This window comes from Ensifer sp. M14, assembly GCF_003355565.1.
Taxonomy (GTDB): domain Bacteria; phylum Pseudomonadota; class Alphaproteobacteria; order Rhizobiales; family Rhizobiaceae; genus Ensifer.
Map to the genome: position 1 here is coordinate 1,970,921 of NZ_QJNR01000004.1, position 23,955 is coordinate 1,994,875.

A 23,955-nucleotide genomic window follows, 5' to 3' on the forward strand; every position below is an offset into this window, starting at 1 on the left:
TCATCCGCAATGGCAGAAGAACCGAAGCCGCATGGGCTTCATCCGCGTTGCCTCCAAGGGTGTCTACGCGGACGGGCGGTGCATAGACGAGAACGCCCGCAAATGCAAGCTTTGCCGCGGTTTTAAAGCATGTCGCGCGAAAGTGCACCGCGGTTTTGCGCTATCGACATGTGCAAAATCAAATGGCGAAGGCGGCGCTCTTAAGCCTTTTTGCGTGTGAAGCGCGCAAGTGCCAGCATCAAGCCGCCGGCGATCAGCCCCCAGAAGGCACCGGAGATACCGCCGAAACTGACGCCTGAGGCCGTTACCAGAAAGGTGATCGCGGCCGCCTCGCGCGTCTTTGCCTCCGTGAAGGCGGCCATGGCGGAGCCGGCAAAGGCGCCGACCAGCGCCAGACCGGCGACCGCCTCGATCAAGATCGACGGCGCGAGGCTGACGAAGGTGGTGACGGCGCCGGCGAGCAGGCCGAAGATGACATAGAAGATGCCGGCAATGATGGTCGACCAGTAGCGTCGCGCCGGATCCGGATGGCTGTCGGCGCCGGCGCCCATGGCGGCAGTGATCGCCGCAAGGTTGACGGCATGGCCGCCGAAGGGCGCGCTCAGCATCGAAAACAGGCCGGTCGTCGCAAACAGCGGACCGGGCGTGGGGTCATAGCCGTTGACCTTCATCACGGCGATACCGGGAATGTTCTGCGACGCCATGGTGACGATGAACAGCGGCAGCGCGATGCTGATCATCGCCGGCGTGGTGAAGGCCGGCATCACGAACTCCGGCTTAGGGGCCAGCGCCGAAGACAGTTCGCTGAGAGCATCCGCCGGCATGTCCACACCGAAGGCAATGACGAGCACGAAGGCAAGCAGGGCTGCCGGCACCGCATAGAGCTTGTTGACGCTGCCGACGATGGCCCAGGCCAAGAGGATGGGCAGGCCCAACAGCGGGTTGAACCCGATTGCCTTGACCGGGGCAAAGCAAAGGCTGAGCAGCACGCCGGCCAGCATGGCGTTGGCGAGTGCGGCCGGGATGGACGAGACCATGCGTCCCAGCGGCTTCCAGAGACCGGCAACCACGATGAGCAGGCCGCAGACCAGGAAGGCGCCGACGGCGGCGTTGAAGCCGCCCTCGACCACGCCGGAGCTGGCAAGCAGGGCCGCGCCGGGTGTCGACCAGGCGATGCTGATCGGCAGCCGGGTGGCGGCACTGAGGATGATGGCGCAGACGCCCATCGAGATCGACAGCGCCATCAGTCCGGATGCGGCCTGTACCTCGGTAGCGCCGACGCCTCCAAGGCCGTGCAGGACGACGGCGAAGGAGCTGGCGAAGCCGACAAAGGCGATGAGCAGGCCCATGAACAGGCTCTGGATCGAGAAGTCACGAAGCATGGCTGGCAACCAGTTGTTGTGATGGCGCGTCGGATGATGCTTGAACTCGCCTATCATATTCCGGCGGCGTGTCGATACCGCCGCCGTGATGAACGCATCAAACACGCTGATGCGGGCATGGACGGTGGACCTTCGTCTTGCTGGACCTCTTATCCAATCGATGCCTATAGTGCGGCCAAAGCAGGCTCAGCCGTTTGGGAGATCGGCCGGGCCTTGCGTTGCCAGACGTGGCTTCCAGGGAGGAAACCGATGCCTGCCGTCAGGGATCATACGGAATACGTCTACCAGGTTGCGCACCAGTCTTCCGCGGCTGCAAGCTCGCCGGTGGCTGCATCCTGGCGCCGCTGCATGACGCTGCATGGCCTGGCGCCCGAAGAGCGGCGAACGCCCGTTCGACTGTCCGAGAGCGAATTCCGGTTGGCGCGTCAGCGTTCGTCTGAGTTGATTGCCGAGGCGGGCGGCGAGCTTGACCGGCTGTTTGCGACAGTCGGCAAGGCCGGCTGCTGCCTGCTTCTGACCGACGACAAGGGCGTGGCGCTGGAGCGGCGCGGTGCTGTCGGCGACGATGCTGCGTTCCGCGATGTCGGTCTCTGGTCGGGAACGGTCTGGAGCGAGGCGAGCGTTGGCACCAACGGCATCGGCACGGCGATCGCCGACGAGCGCGCCGTCATCATCCAGCGCGACCAGCATTTCCTCAGCAGCAACATCGGGCTTAGCTGCACCACGGCGCCGATCCGCGATCATCTCGGGCGGCTGGCGGCGGCGATCGATATCTCCACCTGCCGCGACGACGCCTCGGAGATCACCCTCTCGCTGCTGTCGCAGGCCGTGCGCGATGCTGCAGCCCGCATCGAGGCAGGGCTTTTCCGCCGGGCCTTTGCCGGCTCGCGCATCGTGCTCGTGCCGGTCGACAGGGCAGGGCCGGCGCTTCTGGCGGTCGATCGCGACGATCTGGTGCAGGGCGCAACGCGGGCGGCGCGGCAATGGCTTGATCTCGACGACAAACGCATCGCGTCGGGCATTCCGGCCTCGGATCTTCTCAGGGAAGGCACATCCGACGACGGCGCTGAACTTCCAGACGCCGAGCGGGCCGCCCTTCGGCGCGTGCTGTCGCGCGCCAACGGTAATGTCTCTATGGCAGCCGAACTGCTCGGCATCAGCCGTGCGACGCTTTATCGCAAGATGAAGCGGCTCTCGGTCAACTAATTCCGGCTTTCCGAAAATGCCCCTCTCCTCGAGTTTAACCCAGGCACGTCCCTTCTCCCCGCGGTGGCGGGCAGAAGGTCCCGGCGGGGGGATGAGGGGCGCGCGGATCGAAGCCATTACCCTCGGGCGCCCCTGGTTGTTGCGCTGCAGCACAGTGACCCGACCCTAGCTGTCTCACTTCTGATACAGATCGCGCCGCTGACGGTCTTGCCTTACTATCGAAGACGCACGTTCGGTTTCACCTTCCTCTCACAGCTTTGGTTGCTGGTTCACAGGGAGGAATGAGCATGTTGCATCAGAAGATCGTCGAGAGCCCGTTCAAGCAGAAATACGGCAACTTCATCGGCGGCGAATGGCGCGAGCCGGTGGCCGGGCGCTATTTCGACAATACGACACCGGTGACCGGTGGGGTGCTGTGCCAGGTTGCGCGCTCGGACGCGGCCGATATCGAGCTTGCGCTCGATGCAGCCCATGCGGTCAAGGAGAAGTGGGCGCGCACATCGGCTGCCGAGCGGTCGAACATCCTGATGAAGATCGCCCAGAGGATGGAAGACAATCTGGAGCTGCTCGCCCGCGCCGAAACCTTCGACAACGGCAAGCCGATCCGTGAAACCATGGCGGCCGACATTCCGCTGGCGATCGACCATTTCCGCTACTTCGCCGCCTGCATCCGCGCCCAGGAAGGCTCGATCGGCGAGATCGATCACGACACGGTTGCCTACCATTTCCACGAGCCGCTCGGCGTCGTCGGCCAGATCATCCCCTGGAACTTTCCGATCCTGATGGCGGCATGGAAGCTGGCGCCGGCGCTTGCCGCCGGCAACTGCGTGGTGCTGAAGCCGGCCGAGCAGACCCCGGCCTCAATCCTCGTCTGGGCCGACCTCGTCGGCGACCTCCTGCCGGCGGGCGTGCTCAACATCGTCAACGGCTTCGGCCTTGAAGCCGGCAAGCCGCTTGCCACCAGCCCGCGCATTGCCAAGATCGCCTTCACCGGCGAGACGACGACCGGGCGGCTGATCATGCAATATGCCAGCCAGAACCTCATTCCCGTCACGCTTGAGCTTGGCGGCAAGTCGCCGAACATCTTCTTTGCCGACGTGCTGGCCGAAGACGACGACTATTTCGACAAGGCGCTTGAAGGCTTTGCGATGTTCGCGCTCAACCAGGGCGAAGTCTGCACCTGCCCGAGCCGGGCGCTCGTTCAGGAAAGCATCTACGACCGCTTCATGGAGCGGGCGCTGAAACGGGTCGAGGCGATCCGCCAGGGTAATCCGCTCGACAGCGCCACGATGATCGGTGCGCAGGCGTCGAGCGAACAGCTCGAAAAGATCCTCTCCTATATCGACATAGGCCGGCAGGAGGGCGCCGAGGTGCTGACCGGCGGCGGCCGCAACGTGCTCGAAGGCGAACTGGCGGAGGGCTTCTACGTCAAGCCGACGGTCTTCCGCGGGCACAACAAGATGCGGGTGTTCCAGGAAGAGATCTTCGGGCCGGTGGTGTCCGTCACCACCTTCAAGACGGAAGCCGAGGCGCTGGAGATCGCCAACGATACGCTCTACGGCCTTGGTGCCGGGGTCTGGAGTCGTGATGCCAACCGCTGCTACCGCTTCGGCCGCGAGATCCAGGCGGGCCGCGTGTGGACCAATTGCTACCATGCCTATCCTGCCCATGCGGCTTTCGGCGGCTACAAACAATCGGGCATCGGCCGCGAGACTCACAAGATGATGCTCGACCATTATCAGCAGACCAAGAACATGCTGGTGAGCTACAGCCCGAAGGCGCTCGGCTTCTTCTGAGCCGCCAAATTCCTTCTCCCTTTCACGGGGAGGGGGCCTCCCAGGTGCGGCCGAGGGCTCTCCTCCAGCTCTCGCCCTCGGCCCCCTGAATTTGAAATTGCGAGGCGCGACACGTGATTTCGCGCATGTCGTCATCGCAAAACCGCTGCACGCTTTTGTGCGACATGCGCCAGGAGGCTCGACATGACCGCTGGGGAACTGCGGGTGCTTGCGACCGACGCCGCACTCGACTTCATCGCCGAGATCAGGCGCGATCATCCCGACATTCTGTTCCATCAATCTGGGGGCTGCTGCGACGGCTCGTCGCCGATGTGTTATCCCGCCGACGACTACATCGTCGGCGACAACGACGTGAAGCTCGGCGAGATCGGCGGCGTACCGGTCTACATCAGCGCCAGCCAGTACGAAGTCTGGAAACACACGCAGCTGATCATCGACGTGGTGCCGGGCAGGGGCGGGATGTTCTCGCTCGACAATGGCCGCGAGCGCCGTTTCCTGACGCGCTCGCGGCTGTTCGGCGGCGGCGAGGCTTGCCCGCTGGAGACCACAGCGACAAGCTCCGGCGCATGACCGCTCCTGACGTCAGCGTGACCTGACGTGTCCTCGGTCGCGCGGTGTTCTCGAATGCCTTCGTCCGATCCGCGCGCGTTCTACTGCAGATTACCGTCGCCGCCGCGGTCGGCCGCCTTGAAATCGGCCATCACACTGGTCAGGAACTCGCTCTGGGTGATCTTGCCGTCGCGGTTCACGTTGATGGCGGCAAACTGTTGCGCGTTCAGGACAGGCGCTACCTCGTCGGCGCTCAGGGTACCGTCCTTGTTCTTGTCCAGATTTGCGAAAGCCGTTGTCATGAAGCCCTGATACTCGGACCGGCTGATCACGCCGTCTCCGTCGCGGTCGAGCCGATCCATTTGCCCCTGATACATCGCCGCAGGCTTATCCTGGGCGGCGACCGGAGTGAGCTGGCAAAGCACGGATGCCATCAGCAGCGCTACTTTTCGCATCTCGTAGCCTTTCGCACTCAGCGGCACGTCAAGGCAGCACCGGCCGCACCGCCAAGCGTGGCGCCGCCGCCGACAGCCCAGAGCTGGCCGCTGCCTGCGCCGATGGCCGAGCCGGCGAACCCGCCTAGGATTGCGCCGCTGACGGTTCCGGCGAGGCAGCCGAAATCGCCAGTGCTCGTCCGAGAGTACGTAGCAGATTGGCAACCAGACAAGGCGAGGCCGGCTGCAAGAACGAGGGTTAGCGTACAGTTATTCATCTTTTCCTCCAAATTATCCGTGCGTGATCGGCATAGCTCGGTGGAGCCGCCACCCAGGTGGCGCTGCATGGAAGTAACGTTCCGAAGATGTCCTTCGAAGTATCAAGAGGTCTTCTGTTCGAGAAGCACCTTGTCGATGAACTATGCAGTCTGCAGAGAAAGACGTTAGCTGCAGCGGGGCAAATGTTACCCCTACGGATGGAAGATGACAACTCTCGGGTGGGTAATAAGGTGCTGCGCCGTCCAGACAGGCGCGCAAAGATCACTGTAACACTATGATTTGTTGCATAATTTCATCCTCAAATAGTTTCCGATTTAAGGATGAAATTGTGCAACAAGGCGTGCCGCACAAAAATGCGCAGCCGTTTTGCAACGACGACAGACGTGAAATCAAGCCGTGGAAGCGCGTTGCACAAAGCTGCTTAAATGCAACGCCCTGGTCAGGGCCACGGAAAATGGCGACCCAATCCCGCTTGACGAAAGCGGTTACTTTCGCCGGCAGGTCAAGCCTGCCTCAGTCGAAGAGGCTCGAAACCGATTCTTCCTGGCTGGTGCGGTTGATCGCTTCGCCGAGCAGCGTCGCCGTGGTGATGACGCGGATGTTGTGGGCGGACTGGACGGCCGTCGTCGGCTGGATCGAGTCGGTGATGACAAGTTCCTTCAGCATCGACGAGGTGACGCGAGCGACCGCACCGCCGGACAGCACGCCGTGGGTGATATAGGCGGTAACGCTGGTTGCGCCGTTCTTCAGAAGCGCTTCGGCGGCATTGCAGAGCGTGCCGCCGGAATCGACGATGTCGTCGATCAGCAGGCAGTCCTTGCCCTTCACGTCACCGATGACGTTCATCACCTCGGATTCGCCCGGGCGGTCACGGCGCTTGTCCACGATCGCCAGCAGACAGTCGAGACGCTTGGCGAGCGCACGGGCACGTACCACGCCGCCGACGTCGGGCGAAACGACCATGACGTTCTTCAGGTCGTAGTTTTCCTTGACGTCGCGGGCGAGGATCGGGATCGCATAGAGGTTGTCAGTCGGGATATCGAAGAAACCCTGGATCTGGCCTGCATGAAGATCGAGGGTCAGCACGCGGTCGGCGCCGGCCTCGGTGATCAGGTTGGAAACGAGCTTGGCCGAGATCGGCGTGCGTGGACCGGGCTTACGGTCCTGGCGGGCATAGCCGAAATAGGGGAGCACCGCGGTGATGCGGCGAGCCGAGGAGCGGCGCACCGCATCGATCATGATGAGCAGTTCCATCAGGTGATCGTTGGTGGGGAACGAGGTCGACTGGATGATGAAGACATCCTCGCCGCGCACGTTTTCGCCGATCTCGACGAAAATCTCCTGGTCGGCAAACCGCCTTACGGTCGCTTTACCAAGAGGCAGGTTGAGATAGTTGCAGATCGCTTCGGCCAGCAGCCGGTTCGAATTGCCTGCGAAAACCTTCATTGACGGACCGCCTTGAGCTGGCGCGGCTACCGTCCGGGTTCATCCGGGAGCGGCATTTTCCGCGCAGATTCCGAGAGCCATTCCAATCGCGGACAATCTTTGCGGGATGGCCGCCGTTCAGAGCTGATCGGCCGCTTTTTAGCGACACTGAACTTGAATGCAAGGGGAATGCTGCGCCGCGAAGCGCATTATCCTAAAAACTTTGTATCAACCGGGTCTGGATTGCCGCCATTCGAGATAGGCGTTGATGGTTTTGGTGGCGATCGCCTGCATGGTTTCGGCCGGAACGCCTTCCCAAAGGTCGGCTCCGGCCGTTGCGACCGAGTCCTGTCCCTGAATGCGGTGCAGCCGGTTGCCGCTGCCGTCGAGCACGTCCCAGACATAGACGATCGTCGTCTTGCCGTTATCCTTAAGCGCCGAGAAATAGCCCTTGAGGATGTGTTCGCTGCTGGCGTCGGCCGATCCCTTGATCGTCAGGCCATGGCTGCGCGCCTCGGCGCCGAGCTGTTTGGAAAGCGGCGTGACGGCCGCAACAGGCGCGCCGATGATCGGCAGGAAGCGGATCGCCCCGCTCGCAGCCGTGCTGGCGGAAGGAACGGAGGCAACGGCCGGCTGCTGTTGTTGCTGCTGAACCTCTTCGGCGACGGGCTCGGACGTTTCTACCGGCGCTGGCTCGGCGAGCGTCGTGTTCTGCACCGGCTCTGTGCCGGAAGCCAGGCGGTTTGCCTGTGCCTCAAGCGAGCCGGCGGGATCGGTGTAGGTGCTGTCGCTTGTCGCATACTCCGTCGGCATGCTGACGGGGGCCGGCTGCGAGGCGAAGGCCTGGGTGCGTTGCACCGGCGAGCTTTGCACCGGAACAACGGCCGTCTGCGTCGACATCGACTCGAGGTCGGATTGCGTCACCGGCGGCGAGCGGAACGTGCCACCGCCGACGTCGACCTGCGGTATCAGCGCGTCCGTGCTGTTGCAGCTTGCCAAGGCGACTACAAGGCCAAGGCTTGCGATGGGCGTGAGAAGCTTTCGCATCGTTCAAACCGTCCGTCTTTCCTTCGCGGCAGGCCTGTGAAGTCATCTCCTGTTGTCTGCCATTTCAGCGACAGTGTAGGCGGATTTCCCTAAGCAGAAATGAAGTCCAGCCCATAACGTGAAAGTGCGCGCGGCGTATCGGTGGTTGTGATGTAGGTCTGGCCGAGCGTCATGGCCGTGCCGCTGTCGGAATCCATGATGATCATGTGCACGAACAGCGACATGTCGGGCTCGATCTCCTGCGGGTTGCCGACATGGAACATCTGGTGCTCCATCCAGGAGGGGGAGAAGCGGGCGCCGAGCGAATAGCCGCAGGCGTTCAGGCGATGCCGGGCAAGGCCGCGCTCGTCCATGATCTTGGCGTGCACGTCGAAGACGGTGCCGAAGGTGTTGCCGGGGCGCAGCACCATCTCGATCGCCTGGATGGTCTCGCGGCAGGCGCTGTAAAGCTCGCGGTGGCGGTTGGTCGGCTCGCCGATGACGACGGTGCGCATCATGGCGGCGTGGTAATGGGCGCTGACGCCGGCCCATTCGAGTGTCAGCTGATCCTGGCTGTCGAGCAGCCGGCGACCGGACTTGTAGCGGCACAGCAGCGCGTCGGCGCCGGAGCCGATGATGAACTCGTTGGCCGGGTAGTCGCCGCCGCCGGCAAGGATCGCTCCCTGCATCGCTGCCAGAATATCGGCTTCGTTGCCGCCGGGGCGGATGAGCGGCAGCGCCGCGTCGAGCGCATCGTCGGCAAGGCTGGCTGCCTTTTCCACATGGGCGATTTCCGCCGGGCTCTTGATCAGGCGCAGGCGGCTGACGAGCAGCGAGGCATCGATCAGTTCGCCGAAGGTCGAAAGCTGGTGGTCGACGAGGCGCGCGGTGCGGCCGGTCATGCCATGGGTGTCGTATTCGACGCCGATGCGGTTGCCGAGCAGATCCATCTCGCTGAGGAGGTTCTTCAGGTCCATCGTCGGATCGGCGTTGACGCGGTCGACCCAGATCTCGATGCGCTCGATGTTGGAGGTGTGTCGGGCCTGGCGCAGATCGGCCGAGCGCGTCAGGAGCACCATCGACCCGTCCTTCTTGACCACCAGGGTCTGAAAGAAGCAGTAGCCGAAGGTGTCGTAGCCCGTCAGCCAGTACATGCTTTCCTGGGCAAAGAGCAGAACCGCGTCGAGCTTGTCTTCACGCATCTTCGCCGTCAGCCGCTCAAGGCGGGCGGCATATTCCTCCTGGGCAAATTGCAGCGCCATGTCAGCTCTCCCGTATGCAAATTGCGGATATCTGTCGGCCATAGTCCGGCTCCTGCCGATGCGTGGTGCGGCGGTAGGAGAAGAACCGGTCTTCGTCGGAATAGGTGCAGATGTCGAGGTTTTCGGCGGTGACGCCGGCGGCGGTCAGGCGCGCGATCGTCAGGCCCGGCAAGTCGAACATCGCGTGGCCGTCGCGCTCGGACGGGCCGAAGAATTTGTCATAGTTGCCATCGGTCGCCAGGAAACGGTCGACGAATTCAGCGCCAACCTCGTAGTTGCGCCGGCTGATCGAGGGCCCGAGACAGGCAACGATGCGCTCACGCTGCGCACCGAGCGTCAGCATCGCCTCGATGGTGCCTTCGAGCACGCCGCCGAGCGCGCCCTTCCATCCGGCATGGGCGGCACCGATGACGCCGGCATCCGCGTCGGCAAACAGGATTGGCCCGCAATCGGCCGACAGCACGCCGAGCACGACGCCAGGCGTTGCCGTCACCAGGGCGTCGGCATCCGGTCGGCTGCCGTTGTAGCTGGCGTCGACGACGACCGCATCGGGAGAATGGACCTGATGGACGGTTGCAAGCTGTTCCGGCTCGGCCCCGAACCAGCGGCTGACGCGGGCGCGGTTTTCACCGACGCGACCCTTGTCGTCATTCGAGCCTAGGCCGACATTCAGACCGCGATAGATGCCTTCGGAAACGCCGCCTTGGCGGGTGAAATAACCATGTGCGATCGCCGGTCCGGCCTTGTCGCTGAAGAGCGAGCTCTGCACGGGGGAAAGCGCGGCATCGTGCTGCATCGGTGTCTTCGCCCTTTGCTTCGACGTGAGTTTCAAATGGGGTTGGGGGCACGTGCGGCCCGGTGATTGGCGGCTGATTTGCCGGCGCGATGTTGACCCGCGATGGCTGGACTGTCAATTGCCGAACGACAGGGGTGCCGTCCGAAGGAGGCGCCTTGCCCGTGGCGGCGAACGTCAAACTCCCGGAGCAATGGGTGCTGCGGATACCCCACGACGGCCGGCGAATTTACATTTGGCCGGCTACGCCCGATGCATTCAGCTCTTTGGTTTTCGGAACGGCGGAAGCGCGATCGGAGGGCTGCTGACGGCAAGCACCTTGAAGAGTTCGCCCATCTTGCCTTCGCCGGATCCGGCGAGCCTCTCGACATCCTGGCGGATGCCCTCCTGGGTTACGGCATCCTTATCGCGACCCAGCGCCGCCGCGCGTTCGAGAAGACCAAGGCCGATCAGGAAGTCGCCCTGGTGGACAAGGCCGTTGATCTGCAGGCCGTCGTTCTTGGCGCGCCGCGCGAGCTGCTCGAAGTCGACATGGCTGGTGAGGTCGGCGCGGCCGGGATTGGCGAGCGGCGGATCGTACTGGTGGTCGAGCAGCGCCTGCAGCGTGTCGCCGTAGTTGGTCGCCAGATGTCCGTAGTCGATGATGACGGCGGTGCCGCCGCCGATCTTCAAACGCTCGCAAAGCGCGGCCATCACGGCATCGCGGGCGGGGGCGATCTCGAAGATCGTGCCATCGGAAACCGCCTGCGGGGGCGATGGCAACAATGTGGGGTCGATGCCGGCGATACCCGCGGCAAATGTCAGTTCATCCGCGGCATCTAGGCCGACCATGCGTTCGCGAAACCCTTGCGGCGTGCGCACGAACTGGCGGATGGGGATGGCATCGAAAAGCTCGTTGGCCGCCAGCAGCAGGAAGCCCTCCGGCAGGGTGTCGAAACTCTCGTGCCATTGCACTTTCTCGCCATGGGCAACAAGCGTTTCCGCCTGGACCTTGCGCAGGCGATCGCTCGTCTCGACCAGATGCACGCTGGCGGCGGTATAGAGTTCGGGCGAAAGGCGCCTGACGACCCGCAGGACATCCGCCATCATCGTGCCACGGCCGGGGCCGATTTCGACGATCACAGTCTTTTCCGGCGTGCCGTGCTGCTGCCAAGCATGAACGAGAAAAATGCCGATCATCTCGCCGAAAAGCTGGCTAATTTCAGGCGCCGTGGTGAAGTCGCCCGCTTTGCCGAAAGGCTCACGCACGCGGTAATACCCGTGCTCCGGATCTGCCAGGCACAGCGAGAAATAGTCGGTAACGCTGATCGGGCCGTTGGTCCGGATCAGCGCCTTGATTTTGTCCGCGAGTGGTGTCGTCATGCGTCCGTCCCGTTATGCGGCGGCGACAGCGGCCCGGCGCGCCCGGGCAATCGCCCAGATGCCGGCAAGCGCCATCGGCAGCGAAAGCAGCATGCCCATGGTCAGCCAACCGCCGGCAAGATAGCCGATCTGCGCGTCCGGTTCGCGGAAGAATTCGACGAAAATGCGACTTGCTGCGTAACCGAGCACGAAGATGCCAGTGACGAGGCCCGGCGACTTCAGCGCATGGCGGCGATAGATGAACCAGGCGATGACGGCGAGCAGCAGCAAGCCCTCGAGTGCCGCCTCATAAAGCTGGCTCGGGTGGCGGGCAAAGGGACCGCCGGTCGGGAACACCATGGCCCAGGGCGCAGACGACAGCCGGCCCCAGAGTTCGCCGTTGATGAAGTTGGCGACGCGGCCAAAAAACAGGCCGATCGGCACCACGGCAGCGACGATGTCGAACATGCTCCAGAGGGCGATGCCGTTGCGGCGCGCAAAGATGATCATTGCCAGGGTGGTGCCGATGAAGCCGCCGTGGAACGACATGCCGCCGTTCCAGATCTCCAGCGCCCGGATCGGGTTTTCGAGCACGGAACCGAGATCATAAAAGAGGATGTAGCCGATGCGGCCGCCAAGCACGATGCCGCCGGCGGCCCAGAGCAGGAAGTCGTCGAGCTGCGCCAGGGTCGCTGCGGGTTCGCCGTTGCGCCAGAGCGACGTGTTCAGCACGAGGCGGCGGGCGTAGTACCAGCCGATCAGGATGCCGGCGACATAGGCGAGGCCATACCAATGGACGGCAAGCGGACCGATCTGGAAGATCACGGGGTCGATTTCGGGGAAGGGGAGAATGGCGAGGCGGGTCGCGATGGTTTCCAAAATGTCTTCTCGTTCCGGACCGGTTGTTTTGCCGGAACATGGCGATCGAATCCGGCGGGGTCAAGGCCGCTTGGGGCCGAGCAGCGACCACAGTTTGGTGATTTTTCTTGCATCCGCCCGCGCCTGACCCTACCTGAAAACAAGGACCGCATCGCAATGCGAAGCGGCGGCTGAATATGGAGATCAGGACGATGAGCACAGGCGCCAACCGCATCATGGATGATTTTGCCAAGCTGATGACCGATGCCGCAGGGGCAGCCCAGGGTGTGCGCCGCGAAGTCGAGACTGCCTTTCGCGCCCAGGCCGAGCGCGCAATGAATTCGCTCGATGTCGTCAAGCGCGAGGAATTCGAGGCCGTGAAGGAAATGGCGATCAAAGCGCGCGACGAAAACGACGCGCTGCTGGCCCGTATAGAGGCTCTTGAGGCGCGTCTCGCCGAAAGCAGCAAGTAACGCCCTCCCTGCCAAGTAACGGCTTTTCAACGTTTTTACTTCGCCCGCGGATCGATTCTGCGGGCGTTTTGCTGTCGATATCCTTGGCGGTGTGAAACGCGGCACAGGGAGGTTAATAAAACCTGAAAAGTTTTCCACCTGTGGACACTGGCAAAAAACCCTTACGCCAGAGTCGTTTAAGCATTCGCGCTGAATGCAAATGGCAACGCGCAACAGGTTGTACCCTGCTATTTTTGGGCCGGGGGGCTGGCAGCCTGACTCCGCCATTATACACTGATTTTAAATGATGATTCGAAACGGACCACGCAAGCTCCAGGCAGGGTAAGTCAGCCAGGATGGATGTGAGTTCAGCAATCATAGTGTGTTCTTATTCAGTGCCAGGTTTGCAGAGTTGCGTCTTGTGAACGTGATAACGCGCGCCTGTGTCGCGCCTACTAGGGTGATGCATGAGCCTTTTGGAAATGGAAATCGAGCGTCAGTCCAACCCGGTCGATATGATCGAGTTTGTGGCCGCCACCAATGACTGGTCATTCGAACGGTCGGGCGAGGACGAGATCGCCATGACCGTCGAAGGCAAGTGGGCGGATTACCACGTGTCCTTCTCGTGGATGGAAGAGTTCGAGGCGTTGCATCTTGCCTGCGCCTTCGACATCAAGGTTCCCGATAGCCGCGTCAACGAAGTCATTCGTCTGCTGTCGCACATCAACGGTCAGGTGCTCATGGGGCACTTCGATCTGTGGCGGCAGGAAGAAGTGGTGATCTTCCGCCAGTCGCTGCTGCTCGCCGGTGGCGCCGAGCCCACCAACCAGCAGGTCGAAGTTCTGCTTTCGAGCGCGCTCGATGCCTGCGAGTCCTATTTCCAGGCGTTCCAGTTCGTCGTCTGGTCCGGCATGGATGCGCAGCGCGCCGTCGATGCGGTCCTGTTCGAAACCGTCGGGGAGGCCTGATATGGCTGTCGTCGCTTCCGGTCCCATCGTTCTCATCGGCGCCGGCAACATGGGCGGCGCCATGCTCAGCGGCTGGCTGAAGAGCGGCGTCAAGGGCGCCGATCTTCTGGTGATCGATCCCGGCCCGCCCCCGGCCATGGCACAGCTGATTGCCGACAACGGCGTCGCGCACGCCACCTCTGCCCCTGATGGCGTCGAAGCCGCGGTGATCTTCATTGCCGTCAAGCCCCAGGTGATGGAAGCGGTGCTGCCGCCGCTGAAGACGCTGGTTGGCGCAGGCACCGTCATCGTCTCGGTGGCCGCCGGCAAGACGCTTGCCTTCATCGAAAGCCATCTGGGTGCCGCCGCCACGGTGCGTGCCATGCCCAACACGCCGGCCATGATCGGACGTGGTGTCACTGGCGCCTTTGCCAATGCCCGCGTCAGCGCGGCGCAGCGCGGTCAGGTGCACGATTTGCTGAAGGTCAGCGGTCCGGTCGAATGGGTCGAGACCGAAGCCGATATCGATGCCGTCACCGCTGTTTCCGGCAGTGGTCCGGCCTATGTCTTCTACCTCGTCGAGTGCATGGCGGAGGCCGGGCGCAAGGCCGGTCTCAAGGCGGACCTCGCCATGCGGCTCGCGCGGGAAACCGTCGCGGGGGCTGGTGAACTGCTTCATCAGTCCCCCGACGACGCTTCGAAGCTGCGCCAGAACGTCACGTCTCCCGGCGGCACGACCGCCGCAGCGCTCAACGTGCTGATGGCCGATGACGGGATGCAGCCACTCTTTGACAAGGCCATTGCCGCTGCCCGTCAGCGTGCCGAGGAACTGGCCGGTTAAATTCTTCAGAGCATTGTCATGTCGGAAACGATTACTTTCGCAGATTTCGAACGCGTCGATATTCGTGTCGGTACGATCATCGAGGCCGAGGCTTTCCCCGAGGCCCGCAAGCCGGCCTACAAGCTGAAGATCGATTTCGGCCCTGAGATCGGCATAAAAAAGTCATCAGCACAGATCACCGTGCACTACCAGCCTGAGGATCTCATCGGCCGGCAGATCTTGGCGGTGGTCAATTTTCCGCCACGCCAGATCGGCCCTGTCCGTTCCGAGGTTCTGACGCTGGGCTTTGAAGACGAGGCCGGCGCGATCGTGCTGGCTGCCATCGACAAGCCGATCCCCAACGGCCGAAAGCTGATGTGACCCGATGACAATCCATGTTGATCTGATACCCGAGCGCGTGAAGGTCTCCTGCCTTTGGCGCGCATCCGACGCGGCGCGCGATTGGCGCGCCAGTCACGTGCTCTCGCTGCTCGATCCGGAATTGCCCGAGACCGATGTGCCCGTCATCGCGGATGCAAGCCACCGCGTCGTGCGCATGCGCGACCAGGAAAATGCTATCGCGACGCAGCACTTCCCGGATCTGGTCCTCGAAGTGTTCGAAGCGATGCGTCCGGCCGCCGACGATGCGTCGAGCCGCATTCTGGTGCATTGCCACGCCGGCGTCAGCCGCTCGACCGCCTTCGCCTACGGCCTGATCGCCCACCAACTCGGCGCCGGCCGCGAGGACGAGGCGTTCCGGGCGCTTCTGACGATTACCAGAAAGCCCTGGCCGAACCGCCGGATCGTGGAGATCCTCGATGCCTCGCTCGGTCGCGAGGGCCGGCTTCTGGCTCCGCTCGACACCATGCGTGCCCACCATCCGCGCCGCATCGATGCCTGGCACCGCTTCAATGAGCGGCGTGGCCTGATTTCCATCTATACGCGCTAAACGCCCAAGTTTCCCGCCGGTCACACGTCCGGCAGCAATGCGTCGGCGTAGCGCTTCAGCGATCCGTTGTAGCGGGGCAGGTGGCGCGCCAGCCTGCCGAGCGCCAGACCTGCGGCCTCCTGCGCTCTTCCGGCATCAACAAGCGAGAGCGCCAGAAAGGCGGCGACGGCATCGTCGAGTTCGTCGGATGGCATCGCGCGCTCGGCTTCCAGCAAGGTGATGCTCTCGCTTGTCTGCCCAAGATTGCGCAGCGTGCTGGCAAGCTGGATGGTGGCGCGGCGACGGCGAATGCCCGTGAGACCACCGGCAAGCGCCTGCCGGTAAAGAGGCTCGGCATTTGCCTCATTGCCAAGAGAATCCTGAGCCGATGCCCGTTCGAACAGCCCGATGGGGTGGCCGTCGGGCAATTCTGCCGCCAGTGCGTCGAGCCGTTCGACGAACGGCTGCGCGCTCATCTGGCTGAAGTCCGCCCAGTGCAGGGCCAGCCGCTGCTCCCAATCGTCCCAGTCTAACGTGTCCGGCACGTGCGGCGTCTCCTCAAGCATGGCATCTTCAACGTGGATCGGCTGTTGCTGAAAGAAGCTCGGTCACGCCGGCACGCGCACGGTTGCCCTGAGCCCGCCCAGCGGGCTGTCGCCGAGCGTGACGTTGCCGCCGTGGCTGCGGGCAATGTCCCGGGCGATAGCGAGGCCCAGACCCGTTCCGGAACTGTCGAGGTTGCGCGCCTCGTCGAGACGGAAAAACGGCTTGAACACGTCCTCGCGCGAGCGTTCGGGAATGCCGGGGCCGTCGTCATCGACGGTGATCGTTACCCACTTGGCGCTGTGACGCGCGTCGATGTTGACCCGGTTGGCATAGCGATAGGCGTTGGAGGCGAGGTTGGCGATGAGACGGGTGAAGGCGTTCGGCCGGACGCGGACCTCGTCCTCGCCCTCGATGGATGTCGTCAGCGTCTTGCCGTGCAGCTCCGCTTCGGCGGCAAGGCGCGTCATCAGGTCGCTGAGCTTCAGCTGTCCGACGTCTTCTTCCGCCTCTCCACGCGCAAACGCCAGGTAGCCTTCGAGCATGTTCTGCATGTCGTCGACATCCTGGTTTAGGCTTTCGAGGTCGGGGTTGTTGCCGGCGAGCGCCAGTTGCAGCCGGAAGCGGGTCAGGATGGTCCGAAGGTCATGGCTGACGCCGGTGAGCATGGCGGTGCGCTGCTCGATCTGGCGTTCGATGCGCTCGCGCATCTGGATGAAGGCGAGGCCGGCGCGACGGATTTCGACGGCGCCGCGCGGGGCGAAGTCGTCGATCTTCTGGCCCTTGCCGAAGTTTTCCGCCGCCTTGGTCAGGGCCAGGATCGGTCGGATTTGCCCGCGCAGGAACAGGATGGCGATCGACAGAAGCACCAGGGAAGCCGCGACCATCCAGACGATGAAGATATGGGTGTTGGAAGCATAGGCCTGGTTGCGGCGGGCATAGACGCGCAGCATGCGGCCGTCATCGAGCTTGATGCGGATTTCGACGAGATTGGAGTTGCCGACCGTGTCGATCCAGAAGGGGCGGCGGATCTGGTTGGAAATCTCCTCGCTCAGGATCTGGTCGAGGATCTCGAAAAAGGGCTTGGGCCGCGGCGGCGGCAGTTCGCCGCCCGGCTCGACCGAGATGCTGAGATCGAGCTGGTCGCGGGCGATGCGGACGATTTCGGCTATGTCGCGATCGGCCGGGAAGGTGGCAATGAGATCGACGATGGCGGCGACATCGCCGGTGACGGCGGCCGACAGGCGCTGCGTCACCAACTGCCAGTGGCGCTCCATGAAGACGAAGGCGACGACCGACTGCAGCAGAACCATCGGGATGATGACGATGAGCAGCGAGCGGGCGTAAAGACCCATCGGCAGCCGCCGGCGCAGCCAGCGGGTGAAGCGCTTCCACGGGTTGTCGCTCGGGCCTGCCGCCTCGCGCCGGATGCTGTCAAAACTTGCCATTGGGTTCCGCTGCGCTCATCGAAGAGATCACCACTCTAAAGCGCGCCGCGACCTCGGGGGTTCGCTCCTTGCGCCTCAATTCCTTGTTTCCGCGCGCTTTTGCGCGCCATGTTTAGTCCACGCTCAACCTGTAGCCAATGCCGCGCACCGTCTGCAGCCAAACGGGATTGGAAGGATCGTCCTCGATCTTGCGCCTCAGACGGTTGATCTGGACGTCGATGGTGCGCTCGCCGACTTCGGCATCATCGCCGATCAGTTCGTGGCGCGGGATCGTCTCGCCGGCGCGCTGGGAAAACAGCGTCATGATTTCCTGCTCGCGGTCGGTGAGCCGAATGTGATCGGCGCCGCGGCGCAGTTCCTTGCGCACCACGGAGAAGGTGTAGGGGCCGAAGATCACCTGATCGACCTTGGGCGCCTGCGCCGGCTGGTTACGCCGGAGGATGTTGCTGATGCGCAGCACCAGTTCGCGCGGCTCGAAGGGCTTTGAGAGATAGTCGTCGGCACCGGCCTCGAGGCCCTCGATGCGAGAATTCGATTCCGCCAGCGCCGTCAGCATCAGGATCGGCACGGTCTTGATCTGGCGCAGGCTCTGCGTCAGCGAAATGCCGCTTTCGCCGGGCATCATCACGTCGACGATCAACAGGTCGAAATCGAGACCGACCAGCTTGCGCCGTGCTTCATCGGCGTCGGCAGCGGTCGTGACGCGAAAGCCCTGTTCGACCAGATAACGGTTGAGCAGATCGCGGATACGCCTGTCGTCGTCGACGACCAGTAGATGCGCGGCATCGTCGGAGACTGTCGCTTTAGTTGTCATGCCTAGCTTTCCCCCGTCGCCCGCCGATTGCGGGCTTTCGACATTTCAGTCACCGGCGCCGTTCTTCATGCAGGCAAGGAAGCGTTTGACGGTTTCACGCGCGCCGGGTCCCGTCTTTGCCAATGCATGGGCTATGCGGCGGGACTGTGGCTCGGCCAGCGCACGGGCCAGCGCCTGGCCTTCCTCGGTGGTATAGAGCATGCGCTGCCGCCGATCCTCGGGCCCGGTGACCTGACGGATGTAGCCGGAATCGATCAACTGCTTGAGCACCCGGGCAAGGCTTTGCTTGGTGATCTTCAGCGTGTCGAGAAGGTTAGCGACCGTCATGCCGGGCTCGCGGTCGACGAAGTGCAAGACGCGGTGATGCGCGCGGCCAAAACCGCCTTTTTCCAGGATGGCGTCCGGGTCGGAGGTGAAGTCGCGATAGGCGAAGAAAAGCAGCTCGATGATTTCGAAGTCGATCGTATCATCGTCGTGCGCGACCGTGTCGCCCACATATCGGGTGTTTTCTTTGGATTGGCCGGCCACGCGGTCATTTCCTTTCAGCCAAGTTGCAACTTACGAAACAATCGTAAAAATACGTCAGCTTTATTGACATATTTTTACGGCGTTGGTAGCGTCCATGCTCGGTAAGCGAGACATTTGGCGGCGGTAACACCTCAGGAGGATATGCCGCGCCGCACTGATCGCAAATCCAAAATCTCGAAATTGAACTTTCCAACAATCAGTTTGCCGATAAACTGAAAGCGGGACGATAATCAACAGCAAGAATGGCGCACAAGCGCCGGAGGACGACATCATGGCAGCGGTTCCTTTCGATCAGTTGGACGGCGAAATCTGGTTCAATGGCGAGTTCGTCGCGTGGAAGGATGCCAAGATCCATGTGCTGACCCATGGTCTGCACTATGCGAGCGCCGTGTTCGAGGGGGAGCGCGCCTATGGCGGCCGGATCTTCAAGCTGACGGAACACAATCAGCGCCTTCACAACTCCGCCGACATCCTCGGCTTCAAAATCCCCTATTCGGTTGAGGAACTGGATGCCGCAAGCGTCGAGCTTCTGAAGCGTCAGGGCTTTTCCGAAGCCTATGTCCGGCCGATCGCCTGGCGCGGCAGCGAGATGATGGGTGTGTCTGCCCAGAACAGCCGCATCAACGTGGCCATCGCCATCTGGCAGTGGGGCAGCTATTTCAACCCGACCGAAAAGCTGAAGGGCATTCGCCTGGATATCGCCGAATGGCGCCGCCCGGACCCGAAGACGGCGCCGTCGAAATCGAAGGCTGCCGGCCTCTACATGATCTGCACCATCTCCAAGCACGCCGCAGAAGCCAAGGGCTATGCCGATGCGATGATGCTCGATTACCGCGGCCAGGTGGCCGAGGCGACCGGCGCCAACATCTTCTTCGTCAAGGACGGCGTCATCCACACACCGGTGCCGGACTGCTTCCTCGACGGCATTACCCGCCGCACGGTGATCGAGCTTGCCAGGCGCCGCGGCTACCAGGTGATCGAACGGGCGATCATGCCGGAGGAGCTGTCCGGGTTCAGCGAATGCTTCCTGACCGGTTCTGCCGCCGAGGTGACGCCCGTTTCCGAGATCGGGCCCTATCGCTTCACGCCTGCCACCATCTGCGAAACGCTGATGAACGACTACATGAAGGAAGTCTATCCGGTTGCCGCAGCGGCCGAATAACCAGCCATGACCTGAATGCAGAAAAGGCGGCCCCCGGCCGCCTTTTGTCTTGCTACGGATATCGTTCGGAAGGCGTCAGGCTTGCTTGCCGAGGAACTGACCGACGATGCCGCTGAGCACACCGCCGCCGACGAGGCTGCCAATCGCCTGCATGGCAAGGCCGGTCGCGGCCGCTTCGCCGCCGAGCATCTGGATCAGGAATCCCCCACCGAGGCCGCCGATGGCGCCGACGATCGTTCGTGCGACGACACTGAATGCCCCTTGCTTCAATACTGCGCTGGCCGCGTTTCCGCCGGCCGCCCCCGCGATCAATTGGGTAATGATTGGCATTAATGCTTCCATTGATCCCTCCGTATCGAGGCTCGTCGAAGACGAGCCGCCCTATGCCGATGATCCGGCAAGGACAGGTTGAGACCGAATCTAGACTCTTGTCAATTTGGCGAAGTCACGGCCACCTTTCGCGAAGGCTTTGCTCGCTAAAATGTTGAAATTTCGTACGGGAGATGGTGCTTTTCGGGTTCTGCTGAGTGAAACACGACAGAATTACTACAGCGCTTGAGAACCGGCATGGTCATGCGTGGCTATAGACGTCGGTGATTCGCTGCAGCGCAAACGAAAAGTCCAGCGACCAAAGGCCGCTGGAGTTGGTTCGTGTATTTCCTCTCGGGCGGGCGCTTCTCGCTTATCGATAGACGTAGACAATACGGCGCGTCGCCGGCTCGACCAGGACCGGCTGGCCGTTGATGCTGGCATAGTCGTAGGTGTAGTCGGGCACGCGGCGAACTTCGACTGTTTGCGGCAGTTCGGCACCGACCACGACTTCACCGTCGAGGTAGACGGTATCGCCCGGATTGGTGGTTATGTAGGTGCGCACCGTATCCGGCGGTACGATCGGGTCGACCTCTTCGACAGGGCCGAGCAGCTCGTCGCCGGGTGCGGGCATCGGCGGATCGCCGGCCTGCGCCTCATAGGTCACCACAGGGACTGCCAGGTCGGACCGTCGATCCTGGACAACCACCGCAGCGCCGCCGAGATCGGAGGTCAGATATTGGGCATAGACCCAGCCGCGCAGGCCGTTGACGTCGATGCGGCACCACTTGCTGCCTTCGATGCAGCCGTCAAGGACAGCGGTACTGCCGCGCGTGGCCAGACCAACGGTCGGATATTGCGGGCCGGGGCCGGCGCGGACATTGAGGTCGGTGACGGTGGTGGCAGTCATGGCAGCGAAGGCGGCCGAGCCGGCTACGAGTACGAAACCTGCGGCCGCGGCAGTTCGCAACAGGGGGCGGGTAAGCTTCTTCATCATCATGCTCCTTTTTTTTGGCTGAGGGGCAAACGCGGCGTCGGTGGGGATGTTCCCTGGGGAACGTCACGAAATATGAAGATGCGACATAATGAGACTGCAGTGGTTCAATCTGCATTTGTGTGAGGGAACCGTTTCGCGATCGAGGTGTTTTCCTGTCCATGTCGGGGCAGTGCCCGAGGGAAACGATCAGCGATTTGCCCGCGCAACAAAGACGAGCTCGGGCAGGAGAGGGAGGTTCAATGTCGACTACAACTGCTAATCCGGGAAACCCAGCCGTCAACGGATTGCGTCCGGTAGTGGCCATCGTCGTGGCCGCCGAGCTTTTGATCTCAGCCCTGTTGCTGACGACCGTGCAATTCCCGACGCCTCTGCCTCCATCAGCGCAAATTGCAAGCCTGCGCTAAAGCGCATTCTGACGTCCGGGATTCGCGCGCTGCGCTTTAAGCTCTTGTTTTTGCGCATGTCATGATCGCGACGCCGCCGATCATTTTCATACGACATGCGTTAATTCGCGCTGTGCCTGATGTCATTTGGCGCTATAGCTGTGCCAACGACATCTGAGCGAGGCGCTGACGGCATGCTACAAGCGGGCATCATCCCGGTTACCCATTTCCAGCAGAACTGCACGGTTCTCTTCGACGCTGAAACCAAGGAAGGCGTGATCGTCGATCCTGGCGGCGACGTCGATGTGATCCTGCAGACCATCAAGGAAAACGGCATCACGCTGAAGGCGATCTGGCTGACACACGGCCATATCGACCATGCCGGCGGCGCCAAGGAACTGAAGGAAGCGCTGGGGCTTTCGATCATCGGTCCGCACAAGGACGATCTGCCCCTTCTGTCGCGGCTGGAAGAGCAAGCCGAGAAATTCGGCCTGGCGATGAAGGTGGAAAACGTCGTTCCCGATCAGTGGCTGGAGGATGGCGATACGGTTTCGTTCGGCAACCATGTGTTCGAAGTGCTGCATTGCCCCGGCCACGCGCCCGGCCATGTGGTCTATTTCAACCGCGTGCAGAATTTCGCCCATGTCGGCGATGTGCTGTTTCACGGTTCGATCGGCCGCACCGATCTGCCCGGCGGCAACCATCAGCAACTGCTCGATTCGATCCGCGACAAGATCCTGCCGCTCGGCGATCAGGTCGGCTTCATCTGCGGGCATGGCCCCGGCGGCCAGATCGGCGAGGAGCGGCGCACCAATCCTTATTTGCGCGGCCTCTGACGACGTCGGCAGGCATTGACGGTAACGAAAAAAGCGCATGCCTCGAGTGAGACATGCGCTTTTTGTTTGTTCGCTCGGCTGGCTTTGGGATCAGCCGGCGTTGCAGAAGTAGCTGCGGCCGTCGTAGCCACGGAAGGTGCCGTTGTCAGGGTTGAACGAGCGGTAACGCTGCGAGCAATACCTGTACCAGGACGGGGTCCAGGGCTCGAGCGAGCCGTAACCGCCGCCGCCATAGTTGTCGACGACCACAGGACGCGGGCGATAGACGGGGCGCGGACGGTAGACCGGGCGCGGTTCATAGTAATCGGGTTCCGGGTCGATGTAGACGCGCTCGCTGTAGCGGGGCTGCGAAGCGATCGCGCCGCCAATGATCACGCCGGTCGCCAGGCCAAGTGCGCCGAGTGCAACGGCGTCACCGTTGTCATGGTGCCGGTGGCGGTTCCAATCACCCGCCTCAGCCGTGCTGAGGGTCGGGAGAACCGAGGCGGCGGCGATGACCGAGAGAACCGTCGCTTTGATGAACTTGTTCATGGCTTCAATCCTGTGCATGGACCGGAGCGGTTCCGGCCTTCATGATGAGAGAAGGTTAACCGCGCCAAACTGAACGGGGCCTGAACAAAAAAACCCGGCATCGCTGCCGGGCTTCAACTTGAATCTTTCAGCAGAACCGGTGTTAGCCGGAGACCTGCAGGTTGACCGCCTTCGGGCCTTTGCCGCGGCGATCCGGTTCGGTGTCGAAGCTTACCTTCTGATTTTCCGACAGGCCGTTCAGGCCGGAAGCCTGGACAGCAGAGATGTGTACGAAGATATCCGCTCCACCGTTGTCAGGCTTGATGAAACCAAAGCCTTTGTCGGTGTTGAAGAATTTTACAGTGCCAGTTTCGGCCATGCGTCAGGTCCTTTTCTCTCCACCCGTTTGACGGACGGGTAGCATTGCAGTTTGCCCGGTTGGGCGTTGGGCAGGCAGTTCTCGATATTTGAGGAAAGGTTCCTGTTACCGCAGCCAGCCATCGGAAAGGTTGCAAACATGCGTCCCCCCAGTCTGGCCACCCGGAGTTTTTGCGTCTCCGGCCCGCTATTATTTCAAGATCTTCCCGTGCTCGTAGATTGCCCGAACAGAGTAAGATTGATGGGTTTATTTTGAATTGGCAAGCAAAACTTTTTAGAAGTGGTATTGCGTCTTGCCATTGCTCAAAATTCGGTCAGTTGCGGTTTTTTCAGGTGATATCTAGGATGCATCGCAAGCTGTTGAAATCACAGCTTTTTGAACGAATGTATCGAGAAGTTGAGTGGATTGCGCCCAATTTTGCCGCAAGAGTCGTGGCCGCCATCGGCGCGCTGTATGCAGCATAAATTCGCAACTGACTGATATGTTTGAAGCTTCTTGCCGTCGCGCTGTCCCGACCCGAGGCTTCATTCTTCGTTGCAGAAAACATG

Annotated in this window: 27 protein-coding genes; 10 read left to right on the forward strand and 17 right to left on the reverse strand. The window is 62.2% G+C overall.

The features are described from left to right. Positions 1-200: 200 nt before the first annotated feature. Positions 201-1,382 carry a benzoate/H(+) symporter BenE family transporter gene (locus BLJAPNOD_RS09360; RefSeq protein WP_115421217.1) on the reverse strand — a complete coding sequence of 394 codons (1,182 nt, stop codon included), beginning with the start codon at positions 1,380-1,382 and terminating at the stop codon, positions 201-203. 249 nt (positions 1,383-1,631) lie between these two features. Between BLJAPNOD_RS09360 and BLJAPNOD_RS09365 the strand changes: the two genes are divergently transcribed. From BLJAPNOD_RS09365 to BLJAPNOD_RS09375, 3 genes are all read left to right on the forward strand, one after another. After that, positions 1,632-2,588, forward strand: coding sequence for a helix-turn-helix domain-containing protein (locus BLJAPNOD_RS09365; RefSeq protein WP_115419613.1), 957 nt, complete (start codon positions 1,632-1,634; stop codon positions 2,586-2,588). Positions 2,589-2,875: 287 nt separating this feature from the next. Continuing rightward, the gene (gene adh, locus BLJAPNOD_RS09370; RefSeq protein WP_115419614.1) at positions 2,876-4,384 is read left to right on the forward strand and encodes an aldehyde dehydrogenase; all 1,509 of its coding nucleotides are present in this window, start codon (positions 2,876-2,878) and stop codon (positions 4,382-4,384) included. Positions 4,385-4,567: 183 nt separating this feature from the next. After that, on the forward strand, positions 4,568-4,954 hold the full coding sequence (locus tag BLJAPNOD_RS09375; RefSeq protein ID WP_115419615.1) for a DUF779 domain-containing protein: 387 nt from the start codon (positions 4,568-4,570) through the stop codon (positions 4,952-4,954). 80 nt (positions 4,955-5,034) lie between these two features. On the opposite strand, the gene BLJAPNOD_RS09380 is transcribed toward BLJAPNOD_RS09375, so the two are convergent. The 8 genes from BLJAPNOD_RS09380 to lgt all read right to left on the reverse strand — a co-directional run bounded on the left by BLJAPNOD_RS09380 (position 5,035) and on the right by lgt (position 12,372). Continuing rightward, positions 5,035-5,388, reverse strand: coding sequence for an EF-hand domain-containing protein (locus BLJAPNOD_RS09380; RefSeq protein ID WP_115419616.1), 354 nt, complete (start codon positions 5,386-5,388; stop codon positions 5,035-5,037). Between the two features lie 17 nt (positions 5,389-5,405). Continuing rightward, positions 5,406-5,645 (reverse strand): hypothetical protein, encoded by a 240-nt coding sequence (locus tag BLJAPNOD_RS09385; protein WP_077504805.1) that lies wholly within the window; start codon positions 5,643-5,645, stop codon positions 5,406-5,408. A gap of 514 nt (positions 5,646-6,159) precedes the next feature. Further along, entirely contained in the window at positions 6,160-7,092 is a 933-nt protein-coding gene (locus BLJAPNOD_RS09390; RefSeq protein WP_025427925.1) for a ribose-phosphate pyrophosphokinase, read from the reverse strand. 207 nt (positions 7,093-7,299) lie between these two features. Next, positions 7,300-8,118 carry a hypothetical protein gene (locus tag BLJAPNOD_RS09395; protein WP_115419617.1) on the reverse strand — a complete coding sequence of 273 codons (819 nt, stop codon included), beginning with the start codon at positions 8,116-8,118 and terminating at the stop codon, positions 7,300-7,302. A gap of 89 nt (positions 8,119-8,207) precedes the next feature. Then, complete coding sequence (locus BLJAPNOD_RS09400) at positions 8,208-9,359, reverse strand: Xaa-Pro peptidase family protein (protein ID WP_115419618.1); 1,152 nt, start codon at positions 9,357-9,359, stop codon at positions 8,208-8,210. Between the two features lies 1 nt (position 9,360). Further along, entirely contained in the window at positions 9,361-10,155 is a 795-nt protein-coding gene (gene pgeF / locus BLJAPNOD_RS09405) for a peptidoglycan editing factor PgeF (RefSeq protein ID WP_077504808.1), read from the reverse strand. 255 nt (positions 10,156-10,410) lie between these two features. Continuing rightward, positions 10,411-11,514 (reverse strand): class I SAM-dependent methyltransferase, encoded by a 1,104-nt coding sequence (locus BLJAPNOD_RS09410; protein ID WP_115419619.1) that lies wholly within the window; start codon positions 11,512-11,514, stop codon positions 10,411-10,413. 12 nt (positions 11,515-11,526) lie between these two features. Further along, entirely contained in the window at positions 11,527-12,372 is an 846-nt protein-coding gene (gene lgt, locus BLJAPNOD_RS09415; RefSeq protein ID WP_077504810.1) for a prolipoprotein diacylglyceryl transferase, read from the reverse strand. Between the two features lie 191 nt (positions 12,373-12,563). On the opposite strand from lgt, the gene BLJAPNOD_RS09420 reads away from it, so the two are divergent. The 5 genes from BLJAPNOD_RS09420 (at position 12,564) to BLJAPNOD_RS09440 (ending at position 15,519) form a co-directional block, all read left to right on the forward strand. Further along, positions 12,564-12,824, forward strand: a complete 261-nt coding sequence (locus BLJAPNOD_RS09420) for an accessory factor UbiK family protein (protein ID WP_115419620.1) — start codon at positions 12,564-12,566, stop codon at positions 12,822-12,824. Between the two features lie 446 nt (positions 12,825-13,270). Next, the gene (locus BLJAPNOD_RS09425) at positions 13,271-13,771 is read left to right on the forward strand and encodes a YbjN domain-containing protein (protein WP_025427918.1); all 501 of its coding nucleotides are present in this window, start codon (positions 13,271-13,273) and stop codon (positions 13,769-13,771) included. 1 nt (position 13,772) lies between these two features. Next, the gene (gene proC, locus BLJAPNOD_RS09430) at positions 13,773-14,591 is read left to right on the forward strand and encodes a pyrroline-5-carboxylate reductase (protein WP_115419621.1); all 819 of its coding nucleotides are present in this window, start codon (positions 13,773-13,775) and stop codon (positions 14,589-14,591) included. 18 nt (positions 14,592-14,609) lie between these two features. Further along, positions 14,610-14,951, forward strand: a complete 342-nt coding sequence (locus BLJAPNOD_RS09435; RefSeq protein WP_115419622.1) for a tRNA-binding protein — start codon at positions 14,610-14,612, stop codon at positions 14,949-14,951. A gap of 4 nt (positions 14,952-14,955) precedes the next feature. Continuing rightward, positions 14,956-15,519, forward strand: coding sequence for a dual specificity protein phosphatase family protein (locus tag BLJAPNOD_RS09440; protein ID WP_115419623.1), 564 nt, complete (start codon positions 14,956-14,958; stop codon positions 15,517-15,519). A gap of 20 nt (positions 15,520-15,539) precedes the next feature. Here BLJAPNOD_RS09440 and BLJAPNOD_RS09445 read toward each other — a convergent pair whose 3' ends face one another. The 4 genes from BLJAPNOD_RS09445 to BLJAPNOD_RS09460 form a co-directional block, all read right to left on the reverse strand. After that, entirely contained in the window at positions 15,540-16,043 is a 504-nt protein-coding gene (locus tag BLJAPNOD_RS09445; RefSeq protein ID WP_199565922.1) for a tetratricopeptide repeat protein, read from the reverse strand. Between the two features lie 63 nt (positions 16,044-16,106). Further along, positions 16,107-17,489 (reverse strand): ATP-binding protein, encoded by a 1,383-nt coding sequence (locus BLJAPNOD_RS09450; RefSeq protein ID WP_077504816.1) that lies wholly within the window; start codon positions 17,487-17,489, stop codon positions 16,107-16,109. 112 nt (positions 17,490-17,601) lie between these two features. After that, a complete protein-coding gene (locus tag BLJAPNOD_RS09455) occupies positions 17,602-18,303 on the reverse strand; it encodes a response regulator transcription factor (protein ID WP_065786378.1) in 702 nt (233 codons plus the stop codon). Between the two features lie 45 nt (positions 18,304-18,348). Beyond that, positions 18,349-18,831, reverse strand: a complete 483-nt coding sequence (locus tag BLJAPNOD_RS09460) for a MarR family transcriptional regulator (protein ID WP_077504817.1) — start codon at positions 18,829-18,831, stop codon at positions 18,349-18,351. A gap of 271 nt (positions 18,832-19,102) precedes the next feature. Here BLJAPNOD_RS09460 and BLJAPNOD_RS09465 point away from each other — a divergent pair, with 271 nt between their 5' ends. Beyond that, complete coding sequence (locus tag BLJAPNOD_RS09465; protein ID WP_115419625.1) at positions 19,103-19,993, forward strand: branched-chain amino acid aminotransferase; 891 nt, start codon at positions 19,103-19,105, stop codon at positions 19,991-19,993. Positions 19,994-20,068: 75 nt separating this feature from the next. On the opposite strand, the gene BLJAPNOD_RS09470 is transcribed toward BLJAPNOD_RS09465, so the two are convergent. Both BLJAPNOD_RS09470 and BLJAPNOD_RS09475 read right to left on the reverse strand, forming a co-directional pair. Then, entirely contained in the window at positions 20,069-20,335 is a 267-nt protein-coding gene (locus BLJAPNOD_RS09470; protein WP_077504819.1) for a hypothetical protein, read from the reverse strand. A gap of 340 nt (positions 20,336-20,675) precedes the next feature. Continuing rightward, positions 20,676-21,296: a DUF1236 domain-containing protein gene (locus tag BLJAPNOD_RS09475; protein WP_115419626.1), complete on the reverse strand. Its 621-nt coding sequence runs from the start codon at positions 21,294-21,296 to the stop codon at positions 20,676-20,678. A 580-nt stretch (positions 21,297-21,876) separates the two neighbouring features. Between BLJAPNOD_RS09475 and BLJAPNOD_RS09480 the strand changes: the two genes are divergently transcribed. After that, positions 21,877-22,518 carry an MBL fold metallo-hydrolase gene (locus BLJAPNOD_RS09480; protein WP_077504821.1) on the forward strand — a complete coding sequence of 214 codons (642 nt, stop codon included), beginning with the start codon at positions 21,877-21,879 and terminating at the stop codon, positions 22,516-22,518. A gap of 90 nt (positions 22,519-22,608) precedes the next feature. Here BLJAPNOD_RS09480 and BLJAPNOD_RS09485 read toward each other — a convergent pair whose 3' ends face one another. Together BLJAPNOD_RS09485 and BLJAPNOD_RS09490 are read right to left on the reverse strand one after the other, a co-directional pair. After that, positions 22,609-23,049 carry a BA14K family protein gene (locus tag BLJAPNOD_RS09485; protein WP_077504842.1) on the reverse strand — a complete coding sequence of 147 codons (441 nt, stop codon included), beginning with the start codon at positions 23,047-23,049 and terminating at the stop codon, positions 22,609-22,611. Positions 23,050-23,191: 142 nt separating this feature from the next. Beyond that, entirely contained in the window at positions 23,192-23,407 is a 216-nt protein-coding gene (locus BLJAPNOD_RS09490) for a cold-shock protein (RefSeq protein WP_077504822.1), read from the reverse strand. Positions 23,408-23,955: the final 548 nt, after the last annotated feature.

Excerpts from the sequence above, each read along its gene's own strand:
- BLJAPNOD_RS09455 (WP_065786378.1), bottom strand. The coding sequence starts at position 18,303 with ATGACAACTAAAGCGACAGTCTCCGACGATGCCGCGCATCTACTGGTC.
- BLJAPNOD_RS09465 (WP_115419625.1), top strand. The coding sequence starts at position 19,103 with ATGGCAGCGGTTCCTTTCGATCAGTTGGACGGCGAAATCTGGTTCAAT.
- BLJAPNOD_RS09450 (WP_077504816.1), bottom strand. The coding sequence starts at position 17,489 with ATGGCAAGTTTTGACAGCATCCGGCGCGAGGCGGCAGGCCCGAGCGAC.
- BLJAPNOD_RS09425 (WP_025427918.1), top strand. The coding sequence starts at position 13,271 with ATGAGCCTTTTGGAAATGGAAATCGAGCGTCAGTCCAACCCGGTCGAT.
- BLJAPNOD_RS09380 (WP_115419616.1), bottom strand. The coding sequence starts at position 5,388 with ATGCGAAAAGTAGCGCTGCTGATGGCATCCGTGCTTTGCCAGCTCACT.
- BLJAPNOD_RS09360 (WP_115421217.1), bottom strand. The coding sequence starts at position 1,382 with ATGCTTCGTGACTTCTCGATCCAGAGCCTGTTCATGGGCCTGCTCATC.
- pgeF (WP_077504808.1), bottom strand. The coding sequence starts at position 10,155 with ATGCAGCACGATGCCGCGCTTTCCCCCGTGCAGAGCTCGCTCTTCAGC.
- BLJAPNOD_RS09470 (WP_077504819.1), bottom strand. The coding sequence starts at position 20,335 with ATGGAAGCATTAATGCCAATCATTACCCAATTGATCGCGGGGGCGGCC.
- BLJAPNOD_RS09390 (WP_025427925.1), bottom strand. The coding sequence starts at position 7,092 with ATGAAGGTTTTCGCAGGCAATTCGAACCGGCTGCTGGCCGAAGCGATC.
- BLJAPNOD_RS09440 (WP_115419623.1), top strand. The coding sequence starts at position 14,956 with ATGACAATCCATGTTGATCTGATACCCGAGCGCGTGAAGGTCTCCTGC.
- BLJAPNOD_RS09395 (WP_115419617.1), bottom strand. The coding sequence starts at position 8,118 with ATGCGAAAGCTTCTCACGCCCATCGCAAGCCTTGGCCTTGTAGTCGCC.
- BLJAPNOD_RS09475 (WP_115419626.1), bottom strand. The coding sequence starts at position 21,296 with ATGAAGAAGCTTACCCGCCCCCTGTTGCGAACTGCCGCGGCCGCAGGT.
- BLJAPNOD_RS09375 (WP_115419615.1), top strand. The coding sequence starts at position 4,568 with ATGACCGCTGGGGAACTGCGGGTGCTTGCGACCGACGCCGCACTCGAC.
- BLJAPNOD_RS09435 (WP_115419622.1), top strand. The coding sequence starts at position 14,610 with ATGTCGGAAACGATTACTTTCGCAGATTTCGAACGCGTCGATATTCGT.
- BLJAPNOD_RS09385 (WP_077504805.1), bottom strand. The coding sequence starts at position 5,645 with ATGAATAACTGTACGCTAACCCTCGTTCTTGCAGCCGGCCTCGCCTTG.
- BLJAPNOD_RS09400 (WP_115419618.1), bottom strand. The coding sequence starts at position 9,359 with ATGGCGCTGCAATTTGCCCAGGAGGAATATGCCGCCCGCCTTGAGCGG.
- BLJAPNOD_RS09410 (WP_115419619.1), bottom strand. The coding sequence starts at position 11,514 with ATGACGACACCACTCGCGGACAAAATCAAGGCGCTGATCCGGACCAAC.
- BLJAPNOD_RS09485 (WP_077504842.1), bottom strand. The coding sequence starts at position 23,049 with ATGAACAAGTTCATCAAAGCGACGGTTCTCTCGGTCATCGCCGCCGCC.
- BLJAPNOD_RS09420 (WP_115419620.1), top strand. The coding sequence starts at position 12,564 with ATGAGCACAGGCGCCAACCGCATCATGGATGATTTTGCCAAGCTGATG.
- BLJAPNOD_RS09490 (WP_077504822.1), bottom strand. The coding sequence starts at position 23,407 with ATGGCCGAAACTGGCACTGTAAAATTCTTCAACACCGACAAAGGCTTT.
- BLJAPNOD_RS09480 (WP_077504821.1), top strand. The coding sequence starts at position 21,877 with ATGCTACAAGCGGGCATCATCCCGGTTACCCATTTCCAGCAGAACTGC.
- BLJAPNOD_RS09365 (WP_115419613.1), top strand. The coding sequence starts at position 1,632 with ATGCCTGCCGTCAGGGATCATACGGAATACGTCTACCAGGTTGCGCAC.
- proC (WP_115419621.1), top strand. The coding sequence starts at position 13,773 with ATGGCTGTCGTCGCTTCCGGTCCCATCGTTCTCATCGGCGCCGGCAAC.
- adh (WP_115419614.1), top strand. The coding sequence starts at position 2,876 with ATGTTGCATCAGAAGATCGTCGAGAGCCCGTTCAAGCAGAAATACGGC.